Annotated in this window: 32 protein-coding genes and 1 pseudogene; 16 read left to right on the top strand and 17 right to left on the bottom strand. The window is 64.5% G+C overall.

Annotated features, from left to right (window positions below):
* Window positions 1-134: 134 nt before the first annotated feature.
* Entirely contained in the window at window positions 135-1073 is a 939-nt protein-coding gene (locus NLM33_RS04665; protein ID WP_254094966.1) for an SH3 domain-containing protein, read from the bottom strand.
* A gap of 135 nt (window positions 1074-1208) precedes the next feature.
* A complete protein-coding gene (locus NLM33_RS04660) occupies window positions 1209-3134 on the bottom strand; it encodes an FAD-binding monooxygenase (RefSeq protein ID WP_254094965.1) in 1926 nt (641 codons plus the stop codon).
* A 123-nt stretch (window positions 3135-3257) separates the two neighbouring features.
* On the opposite strand from NLM33_RS04660, the gene NLM33_RS04655 reads away from it, so the two are divergent.
* Window positions 3258-3722, top strand: coding sequence for a MarR family winged helix-turn-helix transcriptional regulator (locus NLM33_RS04655; protein ID WP_254094964.1), 465 nt, complete (start codon window positions 3258-3260; stop codon window positions 3720-3722).
* A 6-nt stretch (window positions 3723-3728) separates the two neighbouring features.
* Here the strand turns inward: NLM33_RS04655 and NLM33_RS04650 are convergent, their stop codons facing one another.
* The gene (locus NLM33_RS04650; RefSeq protein WP_254094963.1) at window positions 3729-4250 is read right to left on the bottom strand and encodes a DUF1993 family protein; all 522 of its coding nucleotides are present in this window, start codon (window positions 4248-4250) and stop codon (window positions 3729-3731) included.
* Window positions 4251-4424: 174 nt separating this feature from the next.
* Here NLM33_RS04650 and NLM33_RS04645 point away from each other — a divergent pair, with 174 nt between their 5' ends.
* Window positions 4425-4856: a hypothetical protein gene (locus tag NLM33_RS04645; protein WP_254094962.1), complete on the top strand. Its 432-nt coding sequence runs from the start codon at window positions 4425-4427 to the stop codon at window positions 4854-4856.
* A 16-nt stretch (window positions 4857-4872) separates the two neighbouring features.
* Here NLM33_RS04645 and NLM33_RS04640 read toward each other — a convergent pair whose 3' ends face one another.
* The 4 genes and pseudogenes from NLM33_RS04640 to NLM33_RS04625 all read right to left on the bottom strand — a co-directional run bounded on the left by NLM33_RS04640 (window position 4873) and on the right by NLM33_RS04625 (window position 7194).
* Window positions 4873-5070: a hypothetical protein gene (locus NLM33_RS04640; protein WP_254094961.1), complete on the bottom strand. Its 198-nt coding sequence runs from the start codon at window positions 5068-5070 to the stop codon at window positions 4873-4875.
* 125 nt (window positions 5071-5195) lie between these two features.
* Window positions 5196-5366 (bottom strand): annotated as a pseudogene (locus NLM33_RS04635) (L,D-transpeptidase); the annotation flags it as partial.
* A 125-nt stretch (window positions 5367-5491) separates the two neighbouring features.
* Entirely contained in the window at window positions 5492-6490 is a 999-nt protein-coding gene (locus NLM33_RS04630) for a hypothetical protein (RefSeq protein WP_254094959.1), read from the bottom strand.
* A 107-nt stretch (window positions 6491-6597) separates the two neighbouring features.
* Entirely contained in the window at window positions 6598-7194 is a 597-nt protein-coding gene (locus tag NLM33_RS04625) for a L,D-transpeptidase (RefSeq protein WP_254094958.1), read from the bottom strand.
* A 324-nt stretch (window positions 7195-7518) separates the two neighbouring features.
* Here NLM33_RS04625 and NLM33_RS04620 point away from each other — a divergent pair, with 324 nt between their 5' ends.
* The 5 genes from NLM33_RS04620 (at window position 7519) to NLM33_RS04600 (ending at window position 11654) form a co-directional block, all read left to right on the top strand.
* Complete coding sequence (locus NLM33_RS04620; RefSeq protein WP_254094957.1) at window positions 7519-8481, top strand: hypothetical protein; 963 nt, start codon at window positions 7519-7521, stop codon at window positions 8479-8481.
* 217 nt (window positions 8482-8698) lie between these two features.
* Window positions 8699-8959 (top strand): hypothetical protein, encoded by a 261-nt coding sequence (locus tag NLM33_RS04615; protein WP_254094956.1) that lies wholly within the window; start codon window positions 8699-8701, stop codon window positions 8957-8959.
* 351 nt (window positions 8960-9310) lie between these two features.
* Window positions 9311-9547: a hypothetical protein gene (locus tag NLM33_RS04610; RefSeq protein ID WP_254094955.1), complete on the top strand. Its 237-nt coding sequence runs from the start codon at window positions 9311-9313 to the stop codon at window positions 9545-9547.
* Between the two features lie 162 nt (window positions 9548-9709).
* On the top strand, window positions 9710-10087 hold the full coding sequence (locus NLM33_RS04605) for a hypothetical protein (protein WP_254094954.1): 378 nt from the start codon (window positions 9710-9712) through the stop codon (window positions 10085-10087).
* Window positions 10088-10178: 91 nt separating this feature from the next.
* Entirely contained in the window at window positions 10179-11654 is a 1476-nt protein-coding gene (locus NLM33_RS04600; protein ID WP_254094953.1) for a hypothetical protein, read from the top strand.
* Window positions 11655-11690: 36 nt separating this feature from the next.
* Here the strand turns inward: NLM33_RS04600 and NLM33_RS04595 are convergent, their stop codons facing one another.
* From NLM33_RS04595 to NLM33_RS04570, 7 genes are all read right to left on the bottom strand, one after another.
* On the bottom strand, window positions 11691-11876 hold the full coding sequence (locus tag NLM33_RS04595; RefSeq protein WP_254094952.1) for a hypothetical protein: 186 nt from the start codon (window positions 11874-11876) through the stop codon (window positions 11691-11693).
* A gap of 216 nt (window positions 11877-12092) precedes the next feature.
* Window positions 12093-12374: a cell division topological specificity factor MinE gene (gene minE, locus NLM33_RS04590; protein ID WP_254094951.1), complete on the bottom strand. Its 282-nt coding sequence runs from the start codon at window positions 12372-12374 to the stop codon at window positions 12093-12095.
* Entirely contained in the window at window positions 12371-13186 is an 816-nt protein-coding gene (minD, locus tag NLM33_RS04585) for a septum site-determining protein MinD (RefSeq protein ID WP_254094950.1), read from the bottom strand. The genes minE and minD overlap by 4 nt, the downstream gene beginning before the upstream one ends.
* Window positions 13187-13207: 21 nt before the next feature.
* Window positions 13208-13900: a septum site-determining protein MinC gene (gene minC, locus NLM33_RS04580; protein ID WP_254094949.1), complete on the bottom strand. Its 693-nt coding sequence runs from the start codon at window positions 13898-13900 to the stop codon at window positions 13208-13210.
* 251 nt (window positions 13901-14151) lie between these two features.
* Window positions 14152-14277 carry a hypothetical protein gene (locus NLM33_RS49220; protein WP_256570514.1) on the bottom strand — a complete coding sequence of 42 codons (126 nt, stop codon included), beginning with the start codon at window positions 14275-14277 and terminating at the stop codon, window positions 14152-14154.
* Between the two features lie 122 nt (window positions 14278-14399).
* Entirely contained in the window at window positions 14400-14657 is a 258-nt protein-coding gene (locus NLM33_RS04575) for a hypothetical protein (RefSeq protein WP_254094948.1), read from the bottom strand.
* Window positions 14658-14723: 66 nt separating this feature from the next.
* On the bottom strand, window positions 14724-15683 hold the full coding sequence (locus tag NLM33_RS04570) for a DUF2778 domain-containing protein (RefSeq protein WP_254094947.1): 960 nt from the start codon (window positions 15681-15683) through the stop codon (window positions 14724-14726).
* 209 nt (window positions 15684-15892) lie between these two features.
* Between NLM33_RS04570 and NLM33_RS04565 the strand changes: the two genes are divergently transcribed.
* Window positions 15893-16333, top strand: coding sequence for a DUF1810 domain-containing protein (locus tag NLM33_RS04565; protein ID WP_254094946.1), 441 nt, complete (start codon window positions 15893-15895; stop codon window positions 16331-16333).
* A gap of 97 nt (window positions 16334-16430) precedes the next feature.
* Window positions 16431-18515, top strand: a complete 2085-nt coding sequence (locus NLM33_RS04560) for a methyl-accepting chemotaxis protein (RefSeq protein WP_254094945.1) — start codon at window positions 16431-16433, stop codon at window positions 18513-18515.
* 154 nt (window positions 18516-18669) lie between these two features.
* Here the strand turns inward: NLM33_RS04560 and NLM33_RS04555 are convergent, their stop codons facing one another.
* Both NLM33_RS04555 and NLM33_RS04550 read right to left on the bottom strand, forming a co-directional pair.
* The gene (locus tag NLM33_RS04555) at window positions 18670-19260 is read right to left on the bottom strand and encodes an NADPH-dependent FMN reductase (RefSeq protein WP_254094944.1); all 591 of its coding nucleotides are present in this window, start codon (window positions 19258-19260) and stop codon (window positions 18670-18672) included.
* A 61-nt stretch (window positions 19261-19321) separates the two neighbouring features.
* A complete protein-coding gene (locus NLM33_RS04550; protein ID WP_254094943.1) occupies window positions 19322-20269 on the bottom strand; it encodes an AraC family transcriptional regulator in 948 nt (315 codons plus the stop codon).
* Between the two features lie 290 nt (window positions 20270-20559).
* On the opposite strand from NLM33_RS04550, the gene NLM33_RS04545 reads away from it, so the two are divergent.
* The 3 genes from NLM33_RS04545 (at window position 20560) to NLM33_RS04535 (ending at window position 23167) form a co-directional block, all read left to right on the top strand.
* Window positions 20560-21699: a DUF2336 domain-containing protein gene (locus tag NLM33_RS04545; protein ID WP_254094942.1), complete on the top strand. Its 1140-nt coding sequence runs from the start codon at window positions 20560-20562 to the stop codon at window positions 21697-21699.
* Window positions 21696-22028 (top strand): PilZ domain-containing protein, encoded by a 333-nt coding sequence (locus NLM33_RS04540; protein WP_254094941.1) that lies wholly within the window; start codon window positions 21696-21698, stop codon window positions 22026-22028. Before NLM33_RS04545 ends, NLM33_RS04540 begins: the two co-directional genes overlap by 4 nt.
* A gap of 95 nt (window positions 22029-22123) precedes the next feature.
* A complete protein-coding gene (locus tag NLM33_RS04535; RefSeq protein ID WP_254105649.1) occupies window positions 22124-23167 on the top strand; it encodes an HD-GYP domain-containing protein in 1044 nt (347 codons plus the stop codon).
* Window positions 23168-23570: 403 nt separating this feature from the next.
* Here NLM33_RS04535 and NLM33_RS04530 read toward each other — a convergent pair whose 3' ends face one another.
* Entirely contained in the window at window positions 23571-24248 is a 678-nt protein-coding gene (locus NLM33_RS04530; protein WP_254094940.1) for a nitroreductase, read from the bottom strand.
* 152 nt (window positions 24249-24400) lie between these two features.
* Here NLM33_RS04530 and NLM33_RS04525 point away from each other — a divergent pair, with 152 nt between their 5' ends.
* From NLM33_RS04525 to NLM33_RS04510, 4 genes are all read left to right on the top strand, one after another.
* On the top strand, window positions 24401-25363 hold the full coding sequence (locus NLM33_RS04525) for an alpha/beta hydrolase (protein WP_254094939.1): 963 nt from the start codon (window positions 24401-24403) through the stop codon (window positions 25361-25363).
* Window positions 25364-25449: 86 nt separating this feature from the next.
* The gene (locus NLM33_RS04520) at window positions 25450-25980 is read left to right on the top strand and encodes a dienelactone hydrolase family protein (protein ID WP_254094938.1); all 531 of its coding nucleotides are present in this window, start codon (window positions 25450-25452) and stop codon (window positions 25978-25980) included.
* A gap of 5 nt (window positions 25981-25985) precedes the next feature.
* Window positions 25986-26327 (top strand): dienelactone hydrolase family protein, encoded by a 342-nt coding sequence (locus tag NLM33_RS04515; RefSeq protein ID WP_254094937.1) that lies wholly within the window; start codon window positions 25986-25988, stop codon window positions 26325-26327.
* 87 nt (window positions 26328-26414) lie between these two features.
* Window positions 26415-26663, top strand: coding sequence for a hypothetical protein (locus NLM33_RS04510; RefSeq protein WP_254094936.1), 249 nt, complete (start codon window positions 26415-26417; stop codon window positions 26661-26663).
* Window position 26664: the final 1 nt, after the last annotated feature.

Raw genomic sequence — 26664 nt, 5'->3', positions numbered from 1 at the left:
CCCCTTGCCCCGAGTGGACGCGCGAATCATCCGGTTAAGTTGTTACGTTCGATAAAATCTACCTCTGCGAAATTGCCTCAAATTGTGCGGGCCGGAAAAGAAGAGCCCGGCTCTTGGCCGGGCTTTCGCTCGTCTTAGTGCCGCTCGCGGCCCGGAGGCCCGCCGGCCGGCGCGCCGCCGCCATGCGGCGCGGCGTTGATGTGTGCGGCACCGCCACCACCGCCGACATGCGGCGTCGCGGGCGCTGCTGCGCGCGGAGCCGGCATCTGCGCATGCGCATTCATCGGCGCGCCGTGGCTGATATTGGGCTGCGCGACGTGCGGCATCGCGGGACGTGCCGCGGGTGCGGCCGAGACGCGCGGCGCCTCGTGGCCGCGCGCGATCTGCGGCTGCGGGCGTGCCATCGGTTGCGCGCGGGCTGCGGCGCGCGTGTTCTCACGGGCAGTGGCGCGCGCATTCTCATGCGTCGCACGCACCGCATTGTCGCGTGTCATCCGCGCCTGTGCATCCGCCGGGCGACCGCGGATCTCGCGAGCCTGCGATTGCTCGCGCGTCACACGCGCGGCCTCGCCGGCGCGGGTCCCGCCTCGGACCGCGATTGCACCTTCGCGCGTCGCGGCACGGCCGATGCGCGCGGCCCGCGGATCAAGCGTCATCCGCGTCGCATTGCGCTCATGCGATGTCCAGTAGTTCGCCCAGTAGTCGCGGCGATGATACCAGGGCCGGCCGGCATAGTAGCTCGACCAGTACGAGCTCAGCACGAACGGCACCACCGGAACGTCGACCTCGTCGACATAGTCGGGCAGATAGACGTAGTGGTTGCGGTAGAGATATTCGAGATATTGCGACGACACCCAGCCGCGGTCATCCGACCAGCTCACGTCGCACCAGGCCCTGCCGTCAAGGCAGCCGTGGATGTTGACCCGTGAACCTCCGGGAATGCGATCGACCATCGGAAAACCGGGCCCTGGCCCCGCCCTCAATCCGACGGACGCTGTGACGATGCCGGGCGCCGCAAGCGCGGCGGTCGGTGCGAGCAGCATGGCTGCCGCAAAAACAAGTCTAAGCTTCATGGCGTGATCCTCCTCATGCGAGCAGGAACGTTCGAGCGGAGCGAGCGTTCCGCGCCGTCGCGTCGAACTCGCCGAAAGATGAAAAGGCCGCTGGCGGACGGGTTCAATATTCATCCGCCATTCATCGCGCGACGCTCAATTCACCTGCAGCATGAAGCCATCGAAGAACTCCGCCAGCTCTGCGTGGGCATCGAGCGGCAGGACATGCGCGACATATTGGTCCGGCCGCACCACGACCATGCATCCCGCATTACGATCGATCCCGCGCATCGCGAAGATATCGTGACCGCCCTTGAGATCGGGACAGAACATCTTTTCGTAGTCGCGAAGTCCGTACCGTCCCTTGGCTGGAAGAAGCAGTGACGGCATCGCACCGATGGCGATCTCGCGATGATCGTGCTGAAACACCGCGCGCACATCGATGACCGAGTCGATATCCGCATCGCCGGGCGTATAGCGTCGCATCGGAGACTCCCGTCCCTGGCTCAGGAAATTGCACAGCGCGGCAATTGCGCCGTCGCCGGTCGCGGGGTTGCCCGCGCCGGCAAAGGCAAAGATGCGCCAGCGTCCGTCCGCCCTGGCGACGTGGCCGAGGTGAACGGGTTTTGCATCGGCAAGACGAATGACCGGCGCGGAATGGAAGCGCTTGCCGACCACGAGACCGCTCGCCAGATGCTGATGTGCGGCGTTGCCGGTGAGGAGGCCCGGCCGATAATGCGTTGCCGTGCCTGCGGTGTAGCGCCCGTGGCGGACAAAATAGTCCTGGGTCTTTGCCGCATCCGCGGCCTTACCGTCGCCCTTGGCAGAGGCAAGGATCGTTGCCCATTCGCGATCGAACTCGATCAGCTCTTTCGCCACCGCCTGGCGTTCGGCCGAATAGCTATGCAGAAGGTGCGGCGCGCACTGCTTGCGCAGCACGGAGGCGAGTTTCCAGCCCAGATTGAAAGCGTCCTGCATCGAGACGTTCATGCCCTGCCCCGCCTTCGGACTGTGGGTATGGCAGGCGTCACCAGCGATGAAGATGCGCGGCAGCCGCGTCACGGTCTCCGCCTCCGGCACGTCGTCGAACCTGTCGGTCAGGCGCTGACCGATCTCGTAGACCGACCACCAGGCGACCTCCTTTACGTCGAGCGTGTAGGGATTGAGAATGCGGTGCGCCTTCGCGATCAAATCGTCGGAGGTGATGTTGCGGCTCGCAACACGCTCGCCTATGTCGAGCGTCGTCAGCTCGACATAGAGGCGGACGAGATAGCCGCCCTCCCGCGGGATGACGATGATGCTGCCGTCATTGGCCGACTGGATCAGTGCCTTGAAGCGGATGTCGGGAAAGTCGGTCACCGCGAGCACGTCCATCACGCCCCAGGCGTGGTTGGCGGAATCGCCATGCAGCTCGCGGCCGATGGATTTGCGCACAGTGGAGCGCGCGCCATCGCAGCCGACGACATAGCGCGCCTTCACGGTCTCGACCTCGCCCTGATGGCCGGGATCGACCCGCTCCAGCCTCACCGTCACCGCGTGATCTTCGAAGCGCGCCGCGGGATCGACGTGGAGATCGATGAGACGCCGCGCGTAATGCGGCTCGAGCTTGGCCGGCGACTTGCGCATGACGTCGAGAAAGCCGTCATGCACGCGCGCCTGGTTCAGGATGACATGCGGAAACTCGGAGAGCCCGTCCTCGACGTCCTGCACCCGGCCGCTGCGGACGATGTTTGCATTGTGCTTGTCGTCGGGTTTCCAGAACGTCGTCTCGTTGACCCAATAGGCCTCCTTCAGCACGCGCTCGGCAAAGCCGTAGGCGTGGAACATTTCCATGGTGCGGCAAGCAACGCCGTCGGCCTGGCCGACGAGAAGCCGGCCGGGCTTCTGCTCGACGATGCAGGTCTTGATGTCGGGAAACGCGGCCAGCTGCGCCGCGAGCGTGAGGCCTGCCGGACCGCAACCGACGATCAAAACGTCGACCTCATCCGGAACGGAGCCGGTCGCGCCGGAAGCCTGAATGCGCTCTGCGGGGTCGGCGATATCGGGGTCGCCCGGCAAAAATCCGTTGAGATGGAACTGCATGAGACCTGCTCCTCCCCGTTTTGCATCTTAAGCCTTGCGGACCGCGTTAGGCCCTTCTTCAATATTGATCAGTATACTGACGATCAGTATACTAGTCAACACCCGCCACCCAAGGAGCGTCCGGTGAAAGACAACAACGACATGCCCGGCCATCTGGCCCGTCGATTTCAGCAGATTGCGGTGGCGGTGTTCCTGGCCGAGGTAGAGGACGCGGGCTTCGATCTCACGCCCGTGCAATACGCCGCGCTCGCGACCATCAAGGCCAATCCCGGGCTCGACCAGGTGACGCTCGCCGGCCTGATCGCCTACGACCGCACGACCATCACCGGCGTGATCGATCGCCTCGTGCAGAAGGGCCTCACAGAGCGTCGCGCCAGCAGCCGCGACCGCCGCGCGCGCGAGCTCGAGATCACCGACCAGGGACGCAAGACGCTGCGCGCCATCACGCCGGCCGTCGAGGCGGCGCAGCGGAGCATGCTGCGCGGCCTGACCGACAAGGAGGCCAACGAATTGATGCGGCTCTTGCGCAAGGCGATCGCCGCCGGCAACGAGCTCAGCCGCGCGCCGCTGCGCGAGGCGCCGACGTGATCGCGCTCACGTCTTCAGCGTCAGCCGGCCCATGAAATCGCGTTTTCCCAGCGGCGCGCCCTTGTGGCGGAGGATGGCGTAGGTCGTGGTCGCATGGAAAAAGAAGTTCGGGAGCGAGAACGACATTAGAAAACCCTCCGCGGTGAACGGCAGCGTGCGGTCACCGACCTTGAAGGTGACATCGCGGCCGATCAGAGCATCGACGGCCTCGGGTGTGAGAGCGGAGATCTCGTTGCGCGCCTCGGTCACCAGCGCCTGTAGCGCGGCGTAGTCGAGATCGGGCTTGATGCTGGGCGGGACGAAGACCCCATCCCTCGCCGCTGCGAGCGCGCCGCGCGAATGATGCGCGACCGAGACCACCTGGGCGCGCAGCGGCCACATGTCCGGCGCGAGGCGCGTCTCCACGACCTCGGCCGGATCAATGCCCTTCTCCTTGAAATGGACAAGGCTCTTGTCGAGGAAGCCGCCGACCGCGCCCAAGATCTGGAGATAGTTGGCAACCGTTGCGTCGTAGAGCGAAAAGGCCATGGCGTAACTCCCCAGTTGGATGTCGCGTGCGATAGAGTTCCCGCAAATCCTCGCCGATTGCAACCAGTGCCCACATTTGTCGCAGCGCGGCGAAACCTGGAACTAACTTTCGGCTGCTAGCGTCGCTTCATTCTGCGCTTAACGTGCGATTAATTTTGCGATCGGGGGCCTTGGATGTTCAGGTTCGTCATGGTGGCCGCAGCCGCGCTGCTCTTTTCCGGGCAGGCGCTCGCCAACGGACACGGCTCGGATGCTCCGCCGCCGCCGAAGCCCGATGCCACGACCGCGCCGGCGCGCGTGATCCTGACCAAGCAAGGCCCAAAGCTCGTCGATCTCAAGGGTATGACGCTGTACTATTACGAGCGTGACACCAGCGGCAAGACTTCGAACTGCGACGGCAAATGCGCCCAGAGCTGGACGCCGCTGTCAGCGCCCACCGACGCCAAGGCGGTCGGCGACTTCACCGTGATCACCCGCAATGACGGCAGCAAGATGTGGGCCTACCGCTATCGCCCGCTCTATACGTCTCCCGCCGACAAGGAGCCCGGCGACACCAATGGCAACGCCACGACGCTGCAATGGCGGATCGCCCGGCCCGACGAGTAGCAGGGCCGCTCGAAGCTCAGTGCCTCGCGTTGCTTGCGACCTTCGCATGCGGCACGGAATCGACGGAAGCGTAGTTCACCTCCGGATTCCAATGCAGCGCCGCGTAGAGGATCATTCCTGCGAGGATTGAGCCGTAAAAGCCGACACTCGCCCATCGCCATTTTCGCCTAATGCGGCGGTCGTGCTCATTCAATTGATAAGAGAATTTCTGCATGGTGCCTCCGATGGCAGCTAGCCCCGGAGGCATAGCGCACACGCAGCAAATCCGCTGTGAGGCAGTTCACCTTTTGCGGTTCCAAAGCGCCGCACGGAGGTGACGCATCCTCCGCAGCTGCTCGCCTACCCGCGCAAGCCATCTCCCACGCCGGTTTGCGCCGTCCGTCCAGGTGGCAGCACCACCACGGTCGAACCCATCTTCACCCGGTCATAGAGGTCAATGACATCCTCGTTGCGCATCCGGATGCAGCCGGACGAGATCGCCTGGCCGGTATATTCCGGCTGGTTAGTGCCGGGTCGGCGCGTCCGCGCTCACCTGGAGCCGCCTGATTTCCTGCTTCACTAGGACGGGCTTGATCGTGAACCAGAGCGCCGCAACGGCCAAGCGCCGCAAGCCCCTTATGTCCCCTCCTTGGCAATCAGTTGCTGAGAATCACACTGTGCTGATGTCGTGATGGATGATCGGCGCCGACGAGTGTATTGGGATCGGTCGCGATCACGACCTCAGGCAACGGCAAGGGCTCGATGCCGGCGAAGCGCCGGTAGAGTGCGCCCATCACGGCTCCACAGAACGCAGCCGGCACCAGCAGAACAGCGAGCAGCGGCACCACGAGCGCGAGCAGCAGCATGCAGGCGAACGCCATCGCGGCGCCGATCGCAGCATATTCCCACGTGCGGCGCCGGCTCATCGCGCGCGCGATGTGATGCACGCAAAGCATGAAGATGGTCGACGGGATGACCGTGACGACCAGCATAACCAGGAAGGTCTGCGCGGGGATCACAGCGGCGAAGATATGCGCGGTGCTCTTGTCCTCGAAGCCGTTCATGAGCAACGGTAGCAGCGTGTAGGGCAGAAGCGTTGCAAGCACCGCCGGCATGACTGCCGCGATCGCTATCCCTGCGACCGAGGTGCGGACCTGGACAGGACCATCGAACATGAGCGGGGTAGCCGGCCGTTCCGCCCCTCCTGACGCGACCTCACCGGACGCAACGCGCGCTGCGCCCGCGACCTGGATCAGGCCGGCAAACTGGCCGTAGAGAAATCCGCCGATCATTCCTGCAATCGTCGGCAGGAGGCCAATCGTCACGACCATGTCGTCGCCCGGCGCTGCAAGCTGGATGTGGTGGCGAATCGCGATGCCGTAGCTCACGGCCGCCATGATGCCGCCCATGAGCCCGTAAGCGAGCCGGCTCGAGATCGTCCACTGCCGCAGCATGAAATGGCCGGCAAACAGCAGCGCGGCATTCATGGCCATACGTCCGGTATAGAACACGACGATCTGATCCGGTGCTGGCACGCCGACGGGAGCTGTCACCTGTCCGCCGGCAATCGCGAACGCCATCAGCACGGCTTCCACGATGGCGAGCGGTATCAGCGCAGCGAACAGCGCGCGCAGAGAATTCTTGACGAGATACATGCGAGCAACCCCTTGCTCGCTGCACGCTAGGCGCGAAGCATTACGGACGCCGCAAGAGAATACCTAAAATTGTCCGCAAGCGGCTGGCGCTCCGGACAACAGCGGCCTCACCCGCGCAAGCCATCTCCCATGCCGGTTTGCGCCGTCCGTCCAGGTGGCAGCACCACCACGGTCGAACCCATCTTCACCCGGTCATAGAGGTCAATGACATCCTCGTTGCGCATCCGGATGCAGCCGGACGAGATCGCCTGGCCGATATATTCCGGCTGGTTGGTGCCGTGAATGCGGTAGAGCGTGTCCTTGTTTCCGGCGTACAGGTAAAGCGCCCGCGCGCCGAGCGGATTGGCCGCGCCACCGGGAACGCGCGAAGGATAAGGCCCCAGCCGTTCCTGGATCTCCGGCGTCGGGATCCAGTCCGGCCAAGCGGCCATCTTGCCAACCCGCGCCACGCCGGAGAACGCCATTGCCTCCTCGCCGACGGCCACGCCGTAGCGGATCGCCTTGCCATCCGGCATGACGTAGTAGAGATAGCGCGCATCGGTATCGACCAGGATGGTGCCCGGCTGCTCCCTGCGCGGATAGTCGACGATATGGCGGAGATACTGCTCGGGCACGTTCGCCTGCGCGTAAGGCGTATGCGCCAGCAACTGCCGGTCGCGCGGCGTCATGCTTGCATTGTTGGACGGCGACAGTGTCGCCTGCATGCAACCGCCAAGTGGCAGCAACGCGGCTACCAATATTGCGATAGAGGATTTTTGCACAGCCTGCCCCAGGTTGCGCCCCCAACCATCGACATCAGCTGCCCAAATCGTGCTGAAAAAATGGCAGTACGGCGGGAAAACTGACAAGTATTCGGGAGCAAGGGGTTCCGCCGGCACGTCCGGCAAGGGGGCGGCCCCACACTCTCCTTCCCTCCGCCTTGCTTTGGTCAAACCCGGCTGGACTCGTGCGCACTGGGGGCGGAGGACCGAGTGACCTCTTTCAATCGGCTCGCGCAAATGCGGACGACCAAGGTTTAAGGAGCTTCGATGCTCGCGACGCTGAACAGCAAGCAAATCGTCGATGAAATCGTCAAGGACACGGCGAAGGATAACGATCCGCACGACGCGCTCGATATCGCACCCGAGATCGTCCTCGCCTCGCGCCCGGACAAGGCCGCGCCCGCGCCTACGCTCGTGCCTGACAGCGCAACGCGTCCGGAGCCCAAGATCAATCTGAAGATCAATCTGGTGAAGGAGGCTCCCGCTGCGGCGCCGTCGGTCGATACCGCAGTTCGCGCAGCGGCTGCCGATCTCCGCGTCACGCGCAAGCGCTCGTCGGTCGGCAGATGGTTCAGCGGCGCGTTCGTCACCCTGCTGTTTGCCGGAGGCAGTGCCGCCGCGACCGTCGCCTGGCAGACACATGGCGATTCGGCGAAAGCGATAATCGCTGCATGGATGCCGACCCTGGTGGCTTCGCCGTCCCAGGCGACGCCGCCGGCCACGGAGCAGTCCGCAGCTACCGAGCAGCAAGCGACTGCGCCCGATCAGCCCGCCGAGCAGCAACCGGCAACTCCGGTTCAGGCACAGGACAACAGCAACACGAATCCGCCGGCGGCGGCGCCCGACGCGGCACAGTCGCTCCAGTCGATGACGCGCGATCTCGCCGCCATGACGCAGCAGATCGCGCAGCTCAAGGCCAACATCGCCGAGCTGAAAGCGAGCCAGGAGCAGATGGCACGCGAGATCGCGAAAGCCGCACCGCCGAAACCGGCAGAGGCCAGGATTGCCGATCCGCGCGCAAAACTTTCGGCTCTGCCACCGCGGCCGCCGGCGCCGCCTGTCCGTAAACCCAGGCCCGTGGCCGCGACCTATGCACCGACTTACGCACCGGCGCCGATCGCGCCTCCGCCGCAAGCCGCTGCCGTTCCGCCGCCGCCACCGCCTGCTTCCACCTCGCAGCTCGCCGATGACGACGGACCGGTGGTGCGCCCGCCGATGCCGGTGCACTAGCGCAGGATCCGGAAAAAGGTGAAGCGGTTTTTCCTCGCGACAAACGGAACGCGTTTGCGCGGAGATCATGCTCAAACGACAACCTAAAGCGCGATGACGATTCATCCTGATCACATCGCGCTTTGGCCTCAGCTCGTGAACCCTTCGACAGCACGGCGAGACCAAGACGGAGGACCGATTCGCTTACCGACCGGTCATCCGCCTCGAGCTGACAACCATGCTGACGATCAGACGCTTCGTTTCGAATCTATGGCTCGCGGCAACGCCGCCGGTCATTCTGTTCGCGATCGTCGGGCTGTTCGCGCTGATCGGACTAGCAGGCTGGATCATCTCCGCGGTCGCAGGGCCGCAGGCCGCCGACAACTTCGTCGCCAACGTCATGACGCTGTTCGGTATGCTGGTGCTGATTGCACCGCTTGCGATTGTGACCTACGCGCTCGTCTCGCTCGTGCGCTGGCTTACGCCGAAGCAAAGGTGACGCTGTCCGAGTCGTCGCGAGGCGTTGAGTCCGGGCCACTACGGTAGCGAGGATTTGTGCCGCGCTCGCAAAGAGAAAAGGCCGTCGGGATTTATGCCGCCGGCCTTCTCTTGCAACTGCCGGTTCCCGGAGCCCGGTTCTGTTGCAATTCCATGCTGTGAGCATGATGCGCCCATACTTAATAAAATCTTAACGACCTCGCGTACTGCACATGATTTTTGCGCCATAAGCACAGAGATTGCGCGGACACTTCGTTCGGGAAAGATCGACTCAGTGGTACCATCTCCTGCGTGAGACTTGTCGTCGGACTTGAGTACTCAAGACCTGCCGGTGAACACTTGGGGACCTCGGATGCCTTACTACTCCTTTGATCTCGTGGTTGATGAAGAGTTCAAGAACCAGGGCGGCATTATCCTCGAAGACCTCGAGGTCGCCTCCGATCGCGCCGAACAACTGGCCAACGAGTTGTCGCAGGTGAATCCCGGTCTTCAGCACAGGGGCTGCGCCGTGCGCGTCACCGATCGCGATCACAACGAGGTCTATCGCACGCCGCTCGATCCCGTTCCGAGCTGGCAACGGTCCGGTTAGCTCGTCGCGCACCGCCATCCCGCATTCACCGTCGCATGACGGGGCGGCATTCCGCGTGAGCGTCCCGGCCTGATGGCGCGCACGGGCGCGCGCGATCTTCCACCCCCCATTGCGCAGCGGGCCCCCTGACGCTAGCCTCCCAAAAAACGGGAGGACATTGGAATGCGCTATGGTTGGTTGATCGCGGGCTTGATGCTGATTGCTGCCCCCGCCCAGGCCGAGCCGCGGTCGGTCTATGTGACGATGGTCCTGCAGGCCTTCGCCGCCAAGGTCGAATGCCCCGGCACCGATCTCGTCTATCAGGACCTGGTGAAGCGAGCGCAGGACATGCAGCTGCCCGACGGCACGACTGAAAAAGTCCGCAAGGCCATCGCCTTCATGCACACCGGCGGCAAGATGGGCGAGAAGCAGGACGACGACCTCATGGCCGAGGTTGCGGTCGCAACCCAATCGACCGATCTCGACCAGCGGCGGCTGGGGATGAGCCGCTGGTGCGAAGCCCAGAAGACCAACCTCGCCGGGCTCATTCACGCCAAATAACGCTCCCGCAGCGCAAACCTGCGCCACCGGTGAACCTCGGGTCCCTCCTTCGCGTCCAATCCCTCAAGCTGAGGAAAACGCGAGAGGGGCCATGCCTCAAGGTCGTACGCATTGGAAGCGCCGGACGGCGGCGCTTGCGGCGCTCATCGCCGCAACATTGGCACTGCCCGCCTTCGCCGCGACGGCGGACAAGCCCGTGGCGGGGCAGCAGGTGCGCTTTCCGCAAGGCGTCTGGAGCGCCGTGCCCCAAGTTGGACCGGACGGCAAGGTGAGGCAATGCGTGCTGGTTGCGCCGAGGCAGCGCACCGAGGCGGGCGGCAAGGTCGACACCCGCTTCGCGCTCACCATCAGCCGAGGCTCAGGCTTCGTCATCACGATCATGGACGACGGCCTGCCGAGCGAACGGGTGCTGGACGACCAGGCCGAGATCGTCATCGACGAGCGCACATTTCCGGCAGTCGGCTTCCCGGTCGGCACCGCATTCGCGCTTCATCCCGGTGACGCCGAGGGCGCGCTCACGGGGCTTGCCAAAGCGCGCAACGTGACGCTGCGCTCGGCGGGTGCCGGCGTCGATACCGGTACAATCGCCCTCGACCTGCCGGCAGAAGCGCTGAACTGGCTGAAGCAATGCGGCAAGACGTTCGACATCGCGATCGACAGACCGACCGATCCCAACACCGCTGATATGCCGACGCCACGGCCGCGCTCGCCGAAGATCGCGGTGATGCAGCCCACACCGGCCGGCCCGCCCGGAATCGAAGACAAGCAGAGGATCGAAGGCTGGGATGCCTCGGAACTGCGCAATCGCGACGGCGCGATCGTCGTCTGCTTCATCCGCCGCCACTACCGCTTCAGCACGGACACGCCCTCACGACGCCTCGGGACCTTCCTGATGGTCAGCCGCGCCAAGGGGCTGAACGTGATGCTGAAAGATTCCAAGCTCAATCTGCCGGAAGGCCAGTCCATCGAGGCGACGCTGAAGGTCGGCAACGCGCCGTTTGCCGACTTTTCCGCGCAAATCGAGGGGCCCGACGAAATCAATATCGTTCCGCAGCATGGGGCGGCACTTGCCGCGGCGATCGAGAAGGGTTCGGTGCTGTCAAGGCCAAGACTGTCGAGGACAATTATGAATTCTCGGTGCAGCCCGGCATCATCGGCTGGCTTCGCGCCTGCGCCCGCCGCAACGACATCGCCGTCGAGCCCGAGGGACAGTGAGGCGTTCGCGCAAACGTTAGCCATGCCGCGATGGAACCGGTGGCCTTGGCCAACAATCGTCACAATCCTCGCAAGCATGCAGGCGGCTTCGTCAAGGAGATCCCCGATGCGGACTGCCCACATCCTGCTTATAGGGGTGCTCGCAGGCGCGTTGACAGCGCCCGTGCTCGCCAGGAATTCGAACAGCCAGCAGGCCGAAGAGAAATCGGCCGCGTCAACGTGCAGCGCCTATCAGCAGGCACCGGACGGCTCGTCGACCCAGCTTCCCTGCAAGGAGACCGGCGAGCGCAGCAGCCAGGCGCAGACGCAGCACAAGCCGCCGGCGCCGGGCACCGAACCGTACGCGCACTAGATGTGGGCTTTCAGGAGGTTGATCATCCGCGCCAGTTCAGCTCTGGTGGGGCCCCTTCATGATCTTCATGGCGTCCGCGATGTGACGCCACTCCTTCGCCTCCTCGGCCTCGCCGCGGCCCTCGCAGGCTTGCGCCTGCTGGGCGGCCTGAGCGATCGCAGCAAAACCGTGCTTCTCGAGCATCTGACGCGCGATGGTATGGACCTGGATCTCGGACATCATGGGCGCTCTCCCCGCTGACGCGTCGCAGCCACGGCGTTGACGCCGCCGCGGCCTCTCTCAAACGGACGAGCGCAATCCGGGTTCCCCCGACTCACATCACATCGGCAGGCTCGGGAATTTGAACGGCTCGACGTTGCGAACGCAACAAAGGCAGCCCGCTGTCGCCAGCGGACTGCCTTCTCATCCACCCCAAGTTAGAAGACCGCGGCCGGGCCCCTACCCGACCGCCGCCCGCTTGCGCTCGATGTCGTTGGGCACCTCGATGTCCACCTCGAGCGTCGAGACTTCGTCCCCGCGCTCCAGCCGCACGATCACCTTGGTCGGGTCGAGCTTGACGTGCTTCGAGACGACGGCGAGGATTTCCTCACGCAGCACGCTCAGCAGATCGGGCTGGCCGCGCAGTCCGCGTTCATGGGCAAGCAGGATCTGCAACCGCTCGCGCGCGACCGGAGCAGTGGCCTTGTTGCCGCGAAGAAGCCGGAGCAGGCCCATGCTCATGCTGCCCTCCGCCGCAAGAGGCGATCCATGAAGCGCTTCTTCTCCGAAGGCACGGTCATCCGGATGCTTTCACCACACAACCGCTTCGCCGCGTCCATGTAGGCCCGCGCCGGCGCGCCGTCCGCATTGGACAGCGTCACGGGCGTGCCGACGTTGGAGGCCTTCAGCACGTCCTGGCTCTCCGGGATGATGCCGAGCAGCGGCGTTGCGAGTATCTCGAGGATGTCGTCGATGTTCAGCATCTCGCCGCGCAACGCACGCGAGGGATCGTAGCGCGTGATCAGGACGTGCTTTTCGACCCGCTCGCCCTTCTCGGCCCGCACCGTCTTGGAGTCGAGCATGCCGATGATGCGGTCGGAGTCGCGAACCGAGGACACCTCGGGGTTGGTGACGATCACGGCCTCGTCGGCAAAGCGCATCGCCATGGAGGCGCCGCGCTCGATGCCGGCAGGGCTGTCGCAGATCACCCAGTCGAACCGGCTGCGCAAATCGGCGATGACGGCGCGAACGCCCTCCTCCGTCAGCGCGTCCTTGTCGCGGGTTTGGGAGGCCGGCAGCAGCCAGAGGTTCTCCAGCCGCTTGTCGCGGATCAGCGCCTGCGGGAGCTTTGCAACCCCCTGCACCACGTTGATGAGGTCGAACACGACGCGCCGCTCGGCGCCCATCACGAGGTCAAGGTTGCGCAGGCCGACGTCAAAATCGACGACCACGACCTTGTCGCCGCGCTGCGCCAGCGCCGCCCCCAAGGCTGCGGTCGTGGTGGTCTTGCCGACCCCGCCCTTGCCTGATGTCACGACCAGTACCTTACTCATCTGAAATGTCTCCTTTTCTGGTCAGTTCAGTGCTGTAATTCGCATGGTATTGCCCTGTAGCCAGGCCTGAGCCGGCTTGCCGCGCAAGGCGGCGTCGATGTCGTCCGCGGTCTGGTAAAATCCATCAATTGCAAGCAGTTCAGCCTCGATCTTTTGACAATAGATGCGCGCGGAGGAGTGTCCGTTGACACCCGCCATGGCGCGCCCGCGCAGCGCGCCATAGACGTGGATTGATCCGCCGGCGACGACCTCGGCACCCGAGCCGACCGAGCCCAGGATGGTCACATCGCCCTCGGGGAAGATCACGGTCTGGCCAGATCGCACAGGGGTTTCGAGCAGCAGCGAGGCCGGCTGTTTCGTGACCTCGACCTTCTTCGGTGCGCTTGGCTCGAGCCCGCAAGACCGACCACCCAAGAGCAGCGGGGGCATGTTCGGCGTCAGCCGCGCCTCCTCCACCCCCTCGAGGCCGAGCACGCGGATGTTGCGCTCCTGGAGGCTCCCGAGCAGATGCGTGATACCGGATTGGCTGAGATCGACCGAGGACAGGTCGACCACCACGGGACGGCCTGCAAAGAATCCCGGCGAACGCGCGATCGTAGCGTCGATCTCCTGGAGCCAGTCGACAATGGGAACCGTCGGCACGAAGACGAAGGCGACGTAGGAGCGGCCGCGCAGGCGCACCAGTTGGCGTTGAGGTCTTGCTGCTGCCTCCATGGCTGCCGACTCGTCCTTGTTATTGAATGGTTAACGATGCGACCGAGATGGTTAACGGCCGGTTAATTTCTCCGTGATCTCAAGTGGGTGATGCTGAGGCGCGGGATACGCTCACCCCGCTTGATCAAGCCGGGCGACGAGAGCAAGTGTGTGGCAAGTACGTGGCCCAATCTCGTCATTGCGAGCGGGCAACAACGAATCGCTTTCGACTCGCTCCACAGCTCGCGGTGCCCGGGCTACAGCTTCAGTGCTCAGGGCTCATCGACAAAGACCGACAGCGCCCCCTGCAATTCGCCGAACGCGCGCTCCCGCAGTTCAAGCCGGGTGGCGACCACGACTTCAATGGTGACGACGATTGCCGCGGAGACGACAGGCACCGATCGTCCAAGGCCGTCGCAAAAAAAGCCCTGCGCGCAATGCTCCCGCACGGAGCATGCGCGAGAGTGAGTGTGGGCGACGGCTTGCTACTTCATCCGCATCTTCATGCGCGAACACCCGTTCAGAGCAGCTTTGCGCTCACAAACAGCGCGCGCACGGCGTTCGTCGCCTGCACCGCAAGCATCGCGTTCTCGGCGGCGCCTTCGAGCGCGGCAACCGCTTCCTCATGCAGCGAACGGTATTCCATCCATTCCATCGAATTGTAGTTGGTGAGGAATTGATAGGCCTGTCCGACGGACGCGATCGCCAGCGTATTGCCGTTCAGGCGAATCTTGAACGTCGTGCGCAGCGGGGTGTCGGAACTGGATGGATCGATCATGGGCTGCTTCTGCACGAGAACGGCTTAACGAAGGGAAAACAGCAGCCCTCGCCGCTTGTTCAGACTTCAGGAGTCCGAAGCCGATGCGCGCTGCGACACCGACGTGGCGCCCTTCAAGTTCGGCACGACGATCAGGCGATTGATCTCGCCGTCGTCATAGGCCTTCAGGAAACGATCGTAGAACTTGATCGAGACGCAGCCGTTGGAGTCGCCGCGCGGTCCGAGCATGTAGCTGTGCGTGAGCAGCCCGACGCGGCCAAGGGCGCTGGTCCCATCGACCGGCGTCATGCGGAGCGCGCGCACGCCATGGAATAGTTTCTCACGCGGTTTCAGCTCGTAGGTCGCCGGCGGGGTCGCGCCGACCATGCGCTGGTCGACATGGCCGGGGTCGTCCATCATCGAGCCCATGCCGGAATGCGCTTCGAGCGCCACGCCGCTCGGCAGGTACACCGCCTTCGCCGAGATGTCGTAGACGGCGGTCTGCGAATCATAGCCGAGCGCGGCGAGGTCAGGTCCCTGGCGGAACAGGCCGCTGTCGGGCGTCAGCGAGGCGAGCCTGATCTTGCCCGGGAACATGTCGGAGAATTTTTGCATCAGGCTGCGGTTGTCGCCCTTCGGCAGGGAATCGGCGAAGGCCTGGCTGGAGGCGACCTGGGAGGCGAAATCGGCCTGGACCGGGCGCGACCGGGGCATCGGGACGTCGGGCTTCTGCGATTGCGGCGCCGCCGCCTCGGCCACCTGCTTGTCGTCCTCGGTCAGGGTCGAGCGCCATTCGTCACGGACGAGCTGCTGGGCGAGCAGTGCCTTGGCGTCGCGGAGCTTGAGCTGGAGCATGCTGACCGCCGAGCGCTCGGCGGGGCGCAAGCCGGCGTCGCGCGCCGGCGAACTGGGCTGGAACCGATCGTCAAAGGAGGTCGTTGGGCCGCTGGGCGGCAAGGCGGCGGAGGCGAGCGAGGCGGTCTCGTTGCCAGAGGCGATCCAGGCCGCCGCGCCGACCGACAGCGCCAGGGCGGCCAAAGACAGCAAAATTGTCTCCGACCGCCCAATACGGCGGCGCGACAAGAGCTTCTTGGCCCGTGCTGCGTCGGAAACCATCAGATCCCCAAATCGACCCGCTCAACCCCGTCTCGAACCCCTTGGGGTGCCCAACCCCTTCGAGACTCTATACCAGCTACCACATCAGGAGCCAAAAGTTAGGCATAATCGCGGCCGGGGCGCTAGCCGGAGGCGGTTAAATGAGCGATCCTTTTGACCTCAAACGCTTCATCCAGGCCCAGAACGACGTTTATCCGGGGGTCATCGGGGAGCTTTCGGCGGGGCGGAAGCGCAGCCACTGGATGTGGTTCATCTTCCCGCAACTGGCAGGGCTCGGCTTCAGCGCCATGTCGCAGCGCTATGCCATCGGCTCCCGGGCAGAGGCCGAGGCCTACCTCGCCCACCCCGTGCTCGGACCGCGCCTCATCGAGTGCACCAGCCTCGTGCTCGCGGTGAAGGGCCGCAGCATCAACGCGATCCTCGGCGCGCCTGACGACGTCAAGTTCCGCTCATCGATGACGCTGTTCGGATCCATGTCGGATGAAGCGATCTTCGGCCAGGCGCTCGCCCACTATTTTGCCGGCGAGCGCGATGGCGCGACGCTCGATATCCTCGCGGCAATGGACCGCAGCGCGGGCTGACCGACTGAGGCCTGCGCCTCCCATCGTAAACCCCGGATTAAGCGGACCCGCATACCCTCTGGAGCGATTTTTACCCGCGACCATTGCCGGACGACCCATGAAAATCGGTACGCTTCTGACTGCCGCCATCGTCTCGCTGTCGACCGTCGGCGGCGGCCTCGCCGTCTATGTCGCCGTGACCAAATATCAGACCATGGACCGGATCGCGGAGGCGCGAGACAGGCTCCAGATCGTGCGCGCGGTCGGCGATATCCCGCGCTATCTCAATCCCGAGCGCGGCTACGCCACCAACATTCTCTACGGCCCGGCGACGGTCGACCCCGCGATGCGCGCCGAGCACGAGAAGCTGCGCAAGCTGACGGATGGCGCCCGCGACAAAATGAACGCGCTGCGCAAGGAGCAACTTCCGGGCGGCCTCGACGACGGCAACACCATCGCGAGCAGCATCGATGCGCTGAATGCGAAGTTCTCCGCCCTGCGCGAGGCCATCGACAAGGCGATCGAGGGACCTGCCGACGCCCGCAAGGACGCTGCGCGCAAGATCGTCGCCGACAATGCCGTGTTCAACAACGGCGTCACGGCGCTGCTCAACGAACAGGTCCGCCGCATGGCCATCCTCAATGGCGATGCCTATCGCCAGGCGAGCTACGCCAACGTCGCCTGGGCGCTGCGCGACGTCGGCGGGCTGAATGCGAGCCTGCACAAGAACCTCGTCGGCTCCAAGAAAGCGGCGACGGAGGCCGAGAAAATCGATATCAGCCGCACGCAGGGCCGCAACGACCAGATCCTGATGTCGCTCCAGGAATTGCGCGGCAATCCGACCACACCGGCCAACGTCGCGGCCGCGCTCGAGAAGATGAATTCCGACTATGTCGAGGGCTTTGGCCGCGACCTCAAGCTCGTCAAGGACGGCGGCGCGAGCGGCAAATACGACATCGACGTCGACGCCTTCTATGCCGGCTCGCAGCGCGGCCTTGGTGCCGTCATCGGCGTCCGCGAGGCCTTCTACGAGAATGCCGAGCAGATCCTCGGTACCGCCTCGGCCGCCGCCCGGCTGAGCTTCGCGATCGCGCTCTCGGGCCTTGCAGCCGTGCTCGTCGCGAGCGTCGGGCTGATCGTCATGGTCCGCCGCCGCGTCTGCGCGCCGATCGTCAACCTGACGACGCGGATGTCGCGCCTCGCCGCCGGCGAGATGGCGGACGAAATTCCGGGCGCCGCGCGCTCCGACGAAATCGGCGCGATGGCCGCCGCCGTTCAGGTCTTCAAGGACAACATGATCAAGGCCGAGCAGCTCGCGGCCGAGAAGCAGGCCGAGAACGACGGCAAGATGCGTCGGGCGCAGATCCTCGACGAGCTCACCCGCGCCTTCGAGGCCAAGGTCTCCGAGCTCGTCGGCGGCCTGTCCTCGGCATCGGCCACGATGGAAAGCACGGCGCAGTCGATGACCTCGACGGCGTCCGCGACCAACAGCCAGGCCGCGGTCGTTGCGGCCGCCTCCGAACAGACCTCGACCAACGTGCAGACGGTTGCGAGCGCGACCGAGGAGCTCACCTCCTCGATCGCCGAGATCGGTCGCCAGGTCGCCCAGTCCACCGAGATCGCGGCGCGCGCCGTCGACAATGCGCGCCGCACCGGCGATACCGCCCGCACCCTTGCCGAGGGCGCGCAGAGGATCGGCGACGTCGTTACGCTGATCCAGAGCATCGCCGAGCAGACCAACCTGCTGGCGCTGAACGCGACCATCGAGGCGGCGCGCGCCGGTGACGCCGGCCGCGGCTTTGCCGTGGTCGCCTCCGAGGTCAAATCGCTGGCGGGACAGACCGCGAAGGCGACGACCGAAATCTCCGAGCAGATTTCCGCGATCCAGTCCGCGAGCGACGAGACGGTCGTCGCGATCCGCAACGTCGCCGACGTTATTGCCGAGATCGATCAGATCGGCACTGCGATCGCGGCTGCGATCGAAGAGCAGGGTTCGGCGACCAAGGAAATTTCGCGCAGCGTCCAGGAGGCCGCGCGCGGCACCCAGGAGGTCAATTCCAACATCACCGGCGTGCAGCGCGCCGCCGACGATACCGGAGCTGCCGCCAATCAGGTGCTGGGTGCGGCCGAGCAGCTGTCCTCGCAGTCGCGCGACCTTGCCGGCCAGGTCAACCGCTTCCTCAGCGAAGTCAGGGCTGCGTAGGCTACTGCGTCATAAGACCCCTCTGGTGAGGAGCGCGAAGCGCGTCTCCGGACGATGCTGCGCATCGCCGGGCGAACCATCAAGGCCCGCATCTCGCCCTCGGCCATCCTTCGCGACGCCCGCTCTTGCGGGCTCCTCAGTAGGGCTAGCGCCTTTAGTACGGCGGCTGCTTGCGCGCGCGCTGTGCCTTGGCAGCTTCGACCCACCAGGTGAGATCGTCGGCAAAGCGCGGGAACGAGCGCTCCAGCGCCTTGCCGCCCTCGCCCGTCGGCTCGCCCTCGGCCGACAGCGTCTGGGCAATCGGACCGACCGCGATCGTGCTCGATATCACCACCATGCCCATTTCCGACAGCGTGCCGTGCCAGGCGGTTGCGGCGCGTGCGCCGGAGAAGCGACCGGCCGAGTAGCTGACGACTGCGGCCGGGCGCCAGAACCATTCCTCGAGAAAATGGTCAGTGAGGTTCTTCAACCCTGGCTGAATACCCCAATTGTATTCGCCGGTGACGAACACAAAGCCGTCGGCATCTCGGATCTGCGCGGCGAGCCTCTCCAGGGCCTCTGGCGCCTCCCCTTTGGGATGCTCCTTGTACATGCGGTCGAGCATGGGAAGGCCGACCGCCTTGGCGTCGATGAAGGTGACGTCATCGCCGCGGCTCTGCAAACCGCTGACGACGAAATGCGCCAGACGAATGCCCATACGGTCGGAGCGGTAGGAGCCGTAGAAGACGAGGATGCGATTGCCCATGATGGGCGCATCCTAGCATGAAGCGTAATGCCGAACTATTCACGAAAGCCGCGACGAAAGGTCAGGCCTTTCGGGCGCGCTCCAGCGTCTGCGACGGCGTTTCGCCGAACCGTTGCCGATAGCTTCTCGAGAAGTCGCTGAGGTGCCAGAAGCCGAAGGCAAGCGCAGCAGCCTTCACGCTCTCAGGCCCCGCAAGCAGCCGTTTGCGTACGAGCCAGAGCCGCCACAGCCGCAAATAGCGGTGCAGGCTCATGCCTTGATAGCGCTGGACCGCATCATGCATGCTGCGCACGGACAGGCCGAGTTTCTTGGCCAACTCCTCGCTGTAGATGGGTTGAGCGAGATCATCCAGTAGGAGCGCATGGATGTCTCGGAACGTCCTGAAGTGCCGCTCGTCATTGGCCCGTGCGGTCCAGGGCGCCGGAACGACGCTGGCAAACGCCGCATCGACGGCGGCAAGCAGGGATTCCCTCATTGCCGACGCCTTCATCCGCCACTCGACGGCATCGACGGGTTCCGACGCCGCGGCCAGCACTTCCCTGATGAGGCTGCGCAGCCGGTCGAGCGCGAGCGTGCTGGTTTCAAATATCCGGAAGTTCGTCGTCGTTTCCGGCCAGCCGCGCCCCCTCACCTCAGGCGTGAACATCACCGAAGCAATCTGCCGCTCGACCTGCTCGACCGTGTTGTAGGCAGCACCACCGCGGCCGATGACGATAGCCGTCCGGTCCCGCTGCGCGCCGTTGAAGCGGATCGGAACCTCGTGGTCATCCATCGTGAAGCCGATCGCCGTGCAATTCCCGGCGAGTCGCGCATCGACGATGCGCGGAAAGGATTTCGTGAAATTGACGTCGCAGCCCGGCAGATTCAGGATGGTCTGCTCGGCCGCGATCTTCCGCACGAGCGGCGTGAACACGACGTCCAGGCCTCGTATCGAACTGCGGAACTCATCAACGTCGTTGAAACGGAATATCTTCGGCGCCTGCAACGGCGCGCCCTGACTGATGCTCATCGCAAATATCTTGAAAAATCGCGCCAGCGGATGACGCGCGTCCAGTCACACTCCGGACGGTTCCCTCCGTTTTCCCCTCGATCGAATCCCAACATCTCTCCGGATCAGTTGGGATGCATCCCTCTCAAAAGAACAACTGACGTTGGCTTAGTCTGCCGAATTTCGATATCGATTCAAATTCAAATCACGGTGCGATGGCACCGTCGAGCGATTCTGTATATCTGATGTTAACAACTTTGGCGCGCAATTGATCCCGTACAAATACTGTCGTTTAGCGGATCAGGCCCGCCATGAATGCCATTTTGCCTGCTGACATTGTTGCTGAACTCGAGAGCACCATCGCGGGTTGCCCCCACGATCGTCGCGTCCGAATGCTGTGGCGGACGACGGACCTGCTTGCGGCGAGCCGTGATCGTCTTCAGGAGCAGGAGATCAATGCGCTCGACGAGGTCTTGCTTCGCATTGCCGACCGCATCGAAGCGAACGCGCTTTCGCAACTGAGCGCCGTGCTGGTCGATCTCAATCTGGCTCCGAGGGAGACGTCGCGGCGCCTCGTCCTTCACGACGACCCGACGGTCGCAGGACCACTGCTTCTCAAATCGCGCGCGATCTCGGAATGCGATCTCGAAGCGGTCGCAACATCGCGCGGGGAACAGCACCTGCTGGCGATCGCAGGCCGGCACGCAGTCTGCCCGGCCCTGACGGACATCCTGCTGAAGCGCGGCGGCAAGAATGTCGGCCGCGCGCTGGTGAACAATACGGGCGCCGCTTTTTCCGCCGCGGGCTATGCCATGCTGATCGCCAGGGCCGAACATGACAGCGAGATCGCAAGGGCACTGGCATTCCGGCCCGACACGCCCGACAAGGTCGTCCGCGGGCTCTTTCCCAGGCTGACGCCGGACGCGAGAGCCTCCATACTTGATGCTGCCGCCCCCGCCTTGCGCGAGCGGATCGAGACCGTGCTGTGTCCGACGCCGACCGCGGCACGGTCGAAGCTGCCGTCATCGATCGACTATTCCGAAGCGCGGCTGTCCGTCGTCGCGCTCAACCGCGTCGGCAAGCTCAACGACTCGACCATCAACCGCTTCGCGATCCGCGGCGAGGCGGCCAATCTGATCGCCTCGCTCTCGGTGCTGTCGGGTGCGCCGATTGACGTGATTGAAAAGATTATCACAGACGAGGATTGCGAAGCGCTGGTCATGGCCTGCCGCGCCTCCCGCCTGAACTGGCAGACGACGCTCGCCATCCTCTGCAATCGCGGCGGCCCGCGCCTTTCCTACGAACAACGCGAGCGCGCCCAAAAGCTGTTCGACGAGCTCTATCTTTCAACAAGCCAGTGGACGGTGCGCTGGGGGGAAATGGCCGCAGGCGCCGACGCCGCGACCGCTGACAATAACAACAAGCGTGTGAAATCGGGAGCCAGCCGATGAAATTCGACGGTCGCAAAGCACACCGCGTTCGAATGGATCACAAGCAGGCCGTCAATCTGATGGGGGCCGACGGCACCTGGCGCCGCTCCTGCGTGTTGCTTGATGTTTCGGACAGCGGCGCCAAGATCGAGGTCGAGGGAACTCTCGATGTTCTGCAAGCCAGGGAATTCTTCATGCTGCTGTCCTCGACGGGCCTCGCCTATCGCCGCTGCGAACTGGTCTGGATCGACGGAACGATGGCGGGAATTCACTTCGTCAAGGCGGGAACTAAGAAAGGACCGGCGAAAGCCGGCAACGAACAAGCGACGCAGAAGAGCACGGGCAAGTAGCCGTCGCCGAAAGCCATACCGTGCCAAGTTCCAGTCTCGTCGCACCAGCCAAAGCTCAAAGCAGCGTCCCGGAGCCTCGGGTCGCGCATGCTTTCGTGCATGTGCTGGCTGACAGCTCGGACAAGCTGGCCGGAGTTTGCTCGATCGTCGAACGGAAATTCGCCGTGGCGGGCGAGCGGCTCGATGCCGAGGCACGGCTGCCGCACTCGCCGCTTGCTGTCGTCGTGCGCGCTGACCTTCGCGACGTCGATAACATCGCGGCACTGAAGAAACGGGCTGCACGGCTGGCCAAGGCGGACAAGCGCATCTTCCTGGTCGAGCCGCCCACCCACGTTTGCATCTCGCAGGCTTACGCCCTCGGCGCCACGCACGTCCTGCCGGGCGCACCCAACCAGACCAAGCTCCTGGCGGCGCTATTCGGGTCGCCGAACCCGGATGCCACATCCGCCGATGGCCAACCGCAACCGGACGATGCCGTCGAGGCGGCCGCGGCCGCGATCGGCTCGATGTTCAGCTCTGTCATGCTCGGTGAAACCATCGACGTCGACGGAGCGAAGGAGGCCGGCCGCAAGATCGCCAACCGCATCGCCGAGCACGGCCTGTCGGAGTGGCTTACGACAGTGCGGCGCCATCACGAGGGAACCTACCAGCATTGCCTGCTCGTCACGGGCGTCGCCATCGACTTCGGGCTGAGCCTGGGCGTCCGGAAAGATGACCTCGAACGGCTGTACTCCGCGGCCATGTTCCACGACATCGGCAAGGCGAAAATTCCGCTCACGATTCTCGACAAGCCGGGGCGCCTCGACGCCGAGGAGCGCACGCTCATCGAGACGCATCCGGTCACTGGATACGAGGTTCTGAAGGATTATGCCAACATCTCGCCCGAGATCCTCGATGCGGTGCGTCACCACCATGAATATCTCGACGGCAGCGGATATCCGGACGCGCTTTGCGCCGACAGCATTACGGATGTCGTTCGAATTCTCACCATCTCCGACATCTTCGCCGCGCTGATCGAGCACCGGTCGTACAGGCCGACCATGCCGCGCGAGGAGGCCTATAGCATTCTCCTGGGAATGCAGGGCAAGCTGGAAAAGGCGCTGGTCGCCTCATTCAAGCAGGTCGCGCTGACCCGCTGATCGCGCGTCGGCGCCTTCAACGCGTCGACCTCAACGCGTCGACCTCAATGCGTCGCGCGGTATTTGGCGCGGTGCGGGATCGACCGGCACGACAAGCCCTCCGCCAGCCGCTTCATGTCATCGTGCTTGCCGCTGCTGATCAGTCGACAAAATTCTTCTGATGTGAAGGGGAGACTTGGATCATCATCAACCGGATACCGCACTCGCGGCCCGAGCAACCATCGCACCAGGCTAGCCAGCCGCCGCATGTCAATTCCCTCGCGCCAGCAACAAACCTTTCACCGCCCTTATTGTTCCTCCTGACGAGTCGAGATTGCAAGAGCCGGTTGGGAGTCCGCACCAAAAATTTCGGCGAGAGAATATTCTGCTGGCAAGCGCAGCGCGCACCTTGAGTATGCAACCTTTAGTCGGCAAATCCGACGAAACGCACGAACCCGCTGTTCTCTTCGCGATCGGATCGCACGGCATTGGCGGCAAACGTGTCGTCCGGATATCCCATGGCGACGCAGGTCATGATGACCTCGTCGTCGGGGATATCAGCGACCTCGCGCACGATGTCGGAGCGCATGATGCCCTGCCCGTTGATCACCGAGCCGAGGCCGCGGTCCCAGGCCGCGAGCACGATGCCGTAACAGAGCGCGCCGAGATCGAAGTGGCAGACCGCGCCGGGGTCGAGCACGCGGTCATAGGTGAGCACCAGCGAGACCGGCGCATCGAACTGGCGGAAGCCGCGCAGCACCCAATCCTGCCGCATCGGCTTGTCATCGCGCGCGATCCCCATCGCGCCGAACAATTTCTTGGCGATGTCGACCTGACGCGTGCGATGAATGCCCTGGTACTCGCCATGGCTGACGATGTCGCGCTCGACCTTGGCGCCGGCGACCATCTCTTCCATGTTGCGTCGGCGGACCTGTTCGAGCGGCGCGCCGGTGAGCACATGAACGTGCCAGGGCTGGGTGTTCATCGAGGACGGCGCGCGCTTGGCTACATCGATGATCGCCTCGATCACTGCACGCGGCACCGGATCCTTTTTGAAACCGCGCACGCTGCGACGGGACTGCACCAGCGTTTCGAAATCCACTCTCTTCCCCCTGCCTCTCCTGCTTTCCGCGCCACGCAATTCGTCATGACGCGGCCGCCGGTTGCCCTGGCGGCGCGCGAAACCTATGCTAGTGCGCAAGCAAAACCAAGAACCCTGCCGAGAACCTGGCAAGAACCTGGAAAGACCCGCCGATGGCCGCCCCCCTCGATCCCGTCATTGCAGAGATCATCCCGCTGCTGCCGCTGCGCGATCCCGCGACGATGACGCCGCAGAGCACCCGCGACTCCCTGCGCGCACTAGCTGCGGCGCGCGCCGCGGTGCCGCCCCCGCCCGTGAACGAAGTCCGGGATACCGAGGTGAAGGGCGGCGCGGGACCGCTCGCTGCGCGCGTCTATCGCGCCGGATCGGCCCCATCGCCGACGGTCATCTTCTTCCACGGCGGCGGCTGGGTTGCCGGCGATCTCGACACCCATGACCGGCAGGCACGGTTTCTCGCGATCGAGACCGGCGCGGTCGTCATCTCCGTCGACTATCGGCGCCCGCCGGAGACGCGCTTTCCCGGCGCATTCGAGGATGCCTTTGCCGCGGCACGCGATGTGTTCGACCGCATCGCGGAATTTGGTGGCGACCGAAAGCGCGTCGGCATCGCCGGTGACAGCGCCGGCGGCAATCTCGCAGCAGTCACCGCAATTGCCTGCCGCGACGCCGGCATCGGACTCGCCGGACAGTTTCTGGTCTATCCCGCGACCGACGTGGTCGGCAATTATGCTGATACGACCGAAAATGCGCGCTTCCCCTCGCGCACCGAAAACGCAGACGGCTATTTCCTGTCGCGCGCGGTGATGGAATGGTTTGCCGGTCATTATCTGGCCGACCCCGGCCACGCGCGGGACTGGCGCGCCTCGCCGCTGCGTGCAAAATCGCTCGCCGGCGTCGCGCCGGCCGTGGTCACGACGGCATGGTTCGATCCGCTGCGCGACGAGGGCGCGGCCTACGCGCGGGCCCTGGAAGCTGCCGGCGTTCCGGTCAGGCTTCACGAGGGCGCCGGCCTGATCCACGGCTATTTCAGCATGGGTGAAGCGTCCGAAACCGCACGCGCCGAGGCGCAGCGCGCGCGTGCCGATTTCAAGGCATTGCTCGCCCGCGGCGTCTGAGGCGCCGCTCAGCGCGCGGTGCGAGCGGAGTTGAATCTTCGCGTCCACCGGTGTCTCCTACCCGTGGACCAGCGATTCCAACGAGCATGCCAGCCCATTTCATCCGTCTTGTCTTGGCCGTGATCACCTCGATATGGCTGATCCGCGATGCGGCAGCCGCACCAGAGACTGTCTATTTCCGCAGCGCCGACGGCCGCACGCAGCTCGTCGGCTATCTGTTCCGCCCGCAAGCGGCGGGTCCTGCTGCCGCCATCGTGCTGCTGCACGGCCGCAGCGGGCCCTATTCCAGCAACGTCAACGCGGACTGCACGGCCGTTGGCCCCAAGGTCTCCTCGCCTTGCAATGCCACGACCCTGTCGAAACGGCATGCGATGTGGGGCCAATACTGGGCAGCACGCGGCTATCTCGCGCTGCTGCCGGACAGTTTTGGTCCGCGCGGCAAGGCCTACGGTTTCGGCCGCTTCACCCATGACGATCCTGATCGCGATGACGTCAACGAGAAGACCGTGCGCCCGCTCGATGCCGAGGGGGCGCTCGCCTATTTGCGCAGCCGCGGCGATGTGATCGGCAACCAGATCTTCCTCCAGGGCGGTCGAACGGTGGCAGCACGGCTTTGAACGTGATGATCCGGCAAGGCGCGAACCTGGCTGCCGGCTTTCGCGGCGCACTCGCGTTCTATCCGGGTTGCGGACCGAAAGCGCTGTTGCAGCCGACGATCTCCACGACCGCGCCGATCGCCCTATTCCTGGGCGCCAATGATGAGGAGGTGTCGCCCGCGTTCTGCCAGCAGGCGGCCGACCGGGCGCGCCAGGCCGGCAGCAAGATCGACGTCACGGTCTATCCCGGCGCGACCCATGATTTCGACGATCCCTCACGACGGCACCAGTCGGTCGCCGCGAACCAGGCCGCGATGAACGACGTGCAGGCCAAGGCGGTTGCTACGGTTGCACGCTGGAAAAATTGAAGCGATCGCCAAGCCAAGCGCTGATCTTGCTTGATTGCGCCACGATTCGGAGTTCCAATTCGCGAACCATTGTTTAGGGAGACACCCATGATGAAGCGGATTTTCCTGGCTGCCGTCGTCGCCACCTTCGCGGCCGGCTCGGCCTTCGCGGAGGACACCTGCGAAAGCAAGGCGGTCGGCAAGGACGGCAAAGCCTTGGCCGGCGCCGCCAAGACCTCGTTCATGAAGAAGTGCAAGGAAGACGCCTGTACGCCCAAGGCGGTTGGCTCGGACGGCAAGCCACTGGCCGGTGCTGCCAAGAACAGCTTCATGAAGAAGTGCGAGATGGGCGCTTAAG

It is taken from the genome of Bradyrhizobium sp. CCGUVB1N3 (genome assembly GCF_024199925.1).
Classification (GTDB): domain Bacteria; phylum Pseudomonadota; class Alphaproteobacteria; order Rhizobiales; family Xanthobacteraceae; genus Bradyrhizobium.
This window is presented reverse-complemented; position numbering and strand designations above follow the sequence as displayed.

What these genes read in the sequence shown, in the direction of transcription:
- NLM33_RS04665 (WP_254094966.1), bottom strand. Translation starts at nt 1,073, where the DNA reads ATGAAGCTTAGACTTGTTTTTGCGGCAGCCATGCTGCTCGCACCGACC.
- NLM33_RS04660 (WP_254094965.1), bottom strand. Translation starts at nt 3,134, where the DNA reads ATGCAGTTCCATCTCAACGGATTTTTGCCGGGCGACCCCGATATCGCC.
- NLM33_RS04650 (WP_254094963.1), bottom strand. Translation starts at nt 4,250, where the DNA reads ATGGCCTTTTCGCTCTACGACGCAACGGTTGCCAACTATCTCCAGATC.
- NLM33_RS04645 (WP_254094962.1), top strand. Translation starts at nt 4,425, where the DNA reads ATGTTCAGGTTCGTCATGGTGGCCGCAGCCGCGCTGCTCTTTTCCGGG.
- NLM33_RS04640 (WP_254094961.1), bottom strand. Translation starts at nt 5,070, where the DNA reads ATGCAGAAATTCTCTTATCAATTGAATGAGCACGACCGCCGCATTAGG.
- NLM33_RS04630 (WP_254094959.1), bottom strand. Translation starts at nt 6,490, where the DNA reads ATGTATCTCGTCAAGAATTCTCTGCGCGCGCTGTTCGCTGCGCTGATA.
- NLM33_RS04625 (WP_254094958.1), bottom strand. Translation starts at nt 7,194, where the DNA reads ATGCAGGCGACACTGTCGCCGTCCAACAATGCAAGCATGACGCCGCGC.
- NLM33_RS04620 (WP_254094957.1), top strand. Translation starts at nt 7,519, where the DNA reads ATGCTCGCGACGCTGAACAGCAAGCAAATCGTCGATGAAATCGTCAAG.
- NLM33_RS04615 (WP_254094956.1), top strand. Translation starts at nt 8,699, where the DNA reads ATGCTGACGATCAGACGCTTCGTTTCGAATCTATGGCTCGCGGCAACG.
- NLM33_RS04610 (WP_254094955.1), top strand. Translation starts at nt 9,311, where the DNA reads ATGCCTTACTACTCCTTTGATCTCGTGGTTGATGAAGAGTTCAAGAAC.
- NLM33_RS04605 (WP_254094954.1), top strand. Translation starts at nt 9,710, where the DNA reads ATGCGCTATGGTTGGTTGATCGCGGGCTTGATGCTGATTGCTGCCCCC.
- NLM33_RS04600 (WP_254094953.1), top strand. Translation starts at nt 10,179, where the DNA reads ATGCCTCAAGGTCGTACGCATTGGAAGCGCCGGACGGCGGCGCTTGCG.
- NLM33_RS04595 (WP_254094952.1), bottom strand. Translation starts at nt 11,876, where the DNA reads ATGATGTCCGAGATCCAGGTCCATACCATCGCGCGTCAGATGCTCGAG.
- minE (WP_254094951.1), bottom strand. Translation starts at nt 12,374, where the DNA reads ATGAGCATGGGCCTGCTCCGGCTTCTTCGCGGCAACAAGGCCACTGCT.
- minD (WP_254094950.1), bottom strand. Translation starts at nt 13,186, where the DNA reads ATGAGTAAGGTACTGGTCGTGACATCAGGCAAGGGCGGGGTCGGCAAG.
- minC (WP_254094949.1), bottom strand. Translation starts at nt 13,900, where the DNA reads ATGGAGGCAGCAGCAAGACCTCAACGCCAACTGGTGCGCCTGCGCGGC.
- NLM33_RS04575 (WP_254094948.1), bottom strand. Translation starts at nt 14,657, where the DNA reads ATGATCGATCCATCCAGTTCCGACACCCCGCTGCGCACGACGTTCAAG.
- NLM33_RS04565 (WP_254094946.1), top strand. Translation starts at nt 15,893, where the DNA reads ATGAGCGATCCTTTTGACCTCAAACGCTTCATCCAGGCCCAGAACGAC.
- NLM33_RS04560 (WP_254094945.1), top strand. Translation starts at nt 16,431, where the DNA reads ATGAAAATCGGTACGCTTCTGACTGCCGCCATCGTCTCGCTGTCGACC.
- NLM33_RS04555 (WP_254094944.1), bottom strand. Translation starts at nt 19,260, where the DNA reads ATGGGCAATCGCATCCTCGTCTTCTACGGCTCCTACCGCTCCGACCGT.
- NLM33_RS04550 (WP_254094943.1), bottom strand. Translation starts at nt 20,269, where the DNA reads ATGAGCATCAGTCAGGGCGCGCCGTTGCAGGCGCCGAAGATATTCCGT.
- NLM33_RS04545 (WP_254094942.1), top strand. Translation starts at nt 20,560, where the DNA reads ATGAATGCCATTTTGCCTGCTGACATTGTTGCTGAACTCGAGAGCACC.
- NLM33_RS04540 (WP_254094941.1), top strand. Translation starts at nt 21,696, where the DNA reads ATGAAATTCGACGGTCGCAAAGCACACCGCGTTCGAATGGATCACAAG.
- NLM33_RS04525 (WP_254094939.1), top strand. Translation starts at nt 24,401, where the DNA reads ATGGCCGCCCCCCTCGATCCCGTCATTGCAGAGATCATCCCGCTGCTG.
- NLM33_RS04520 (WP_254094938.1), top strand. Translation starts at nt 25,450, where the DNA reads ATGCCAGCCCATTTCATCCGTCTTGTCTTGGCCGTGATCACCTCGATA.
- NLM33_RS04515 (WP_254094937.1), top strand. Translation starts at nt 25,986, where the DNA reads ATGATCCGGCAAGGCGCGAACCTGGCTGCCGGCTTTCGCGGCGCACTC.
- NLM33_RS04510 (WP_254094936.1), top strand. Translation starts at nt 26,415, where the DNA reads ATGATGAAGCGGATTTTCCTGGCTGCCGTCGTCGCCACCTTCGCGGCC.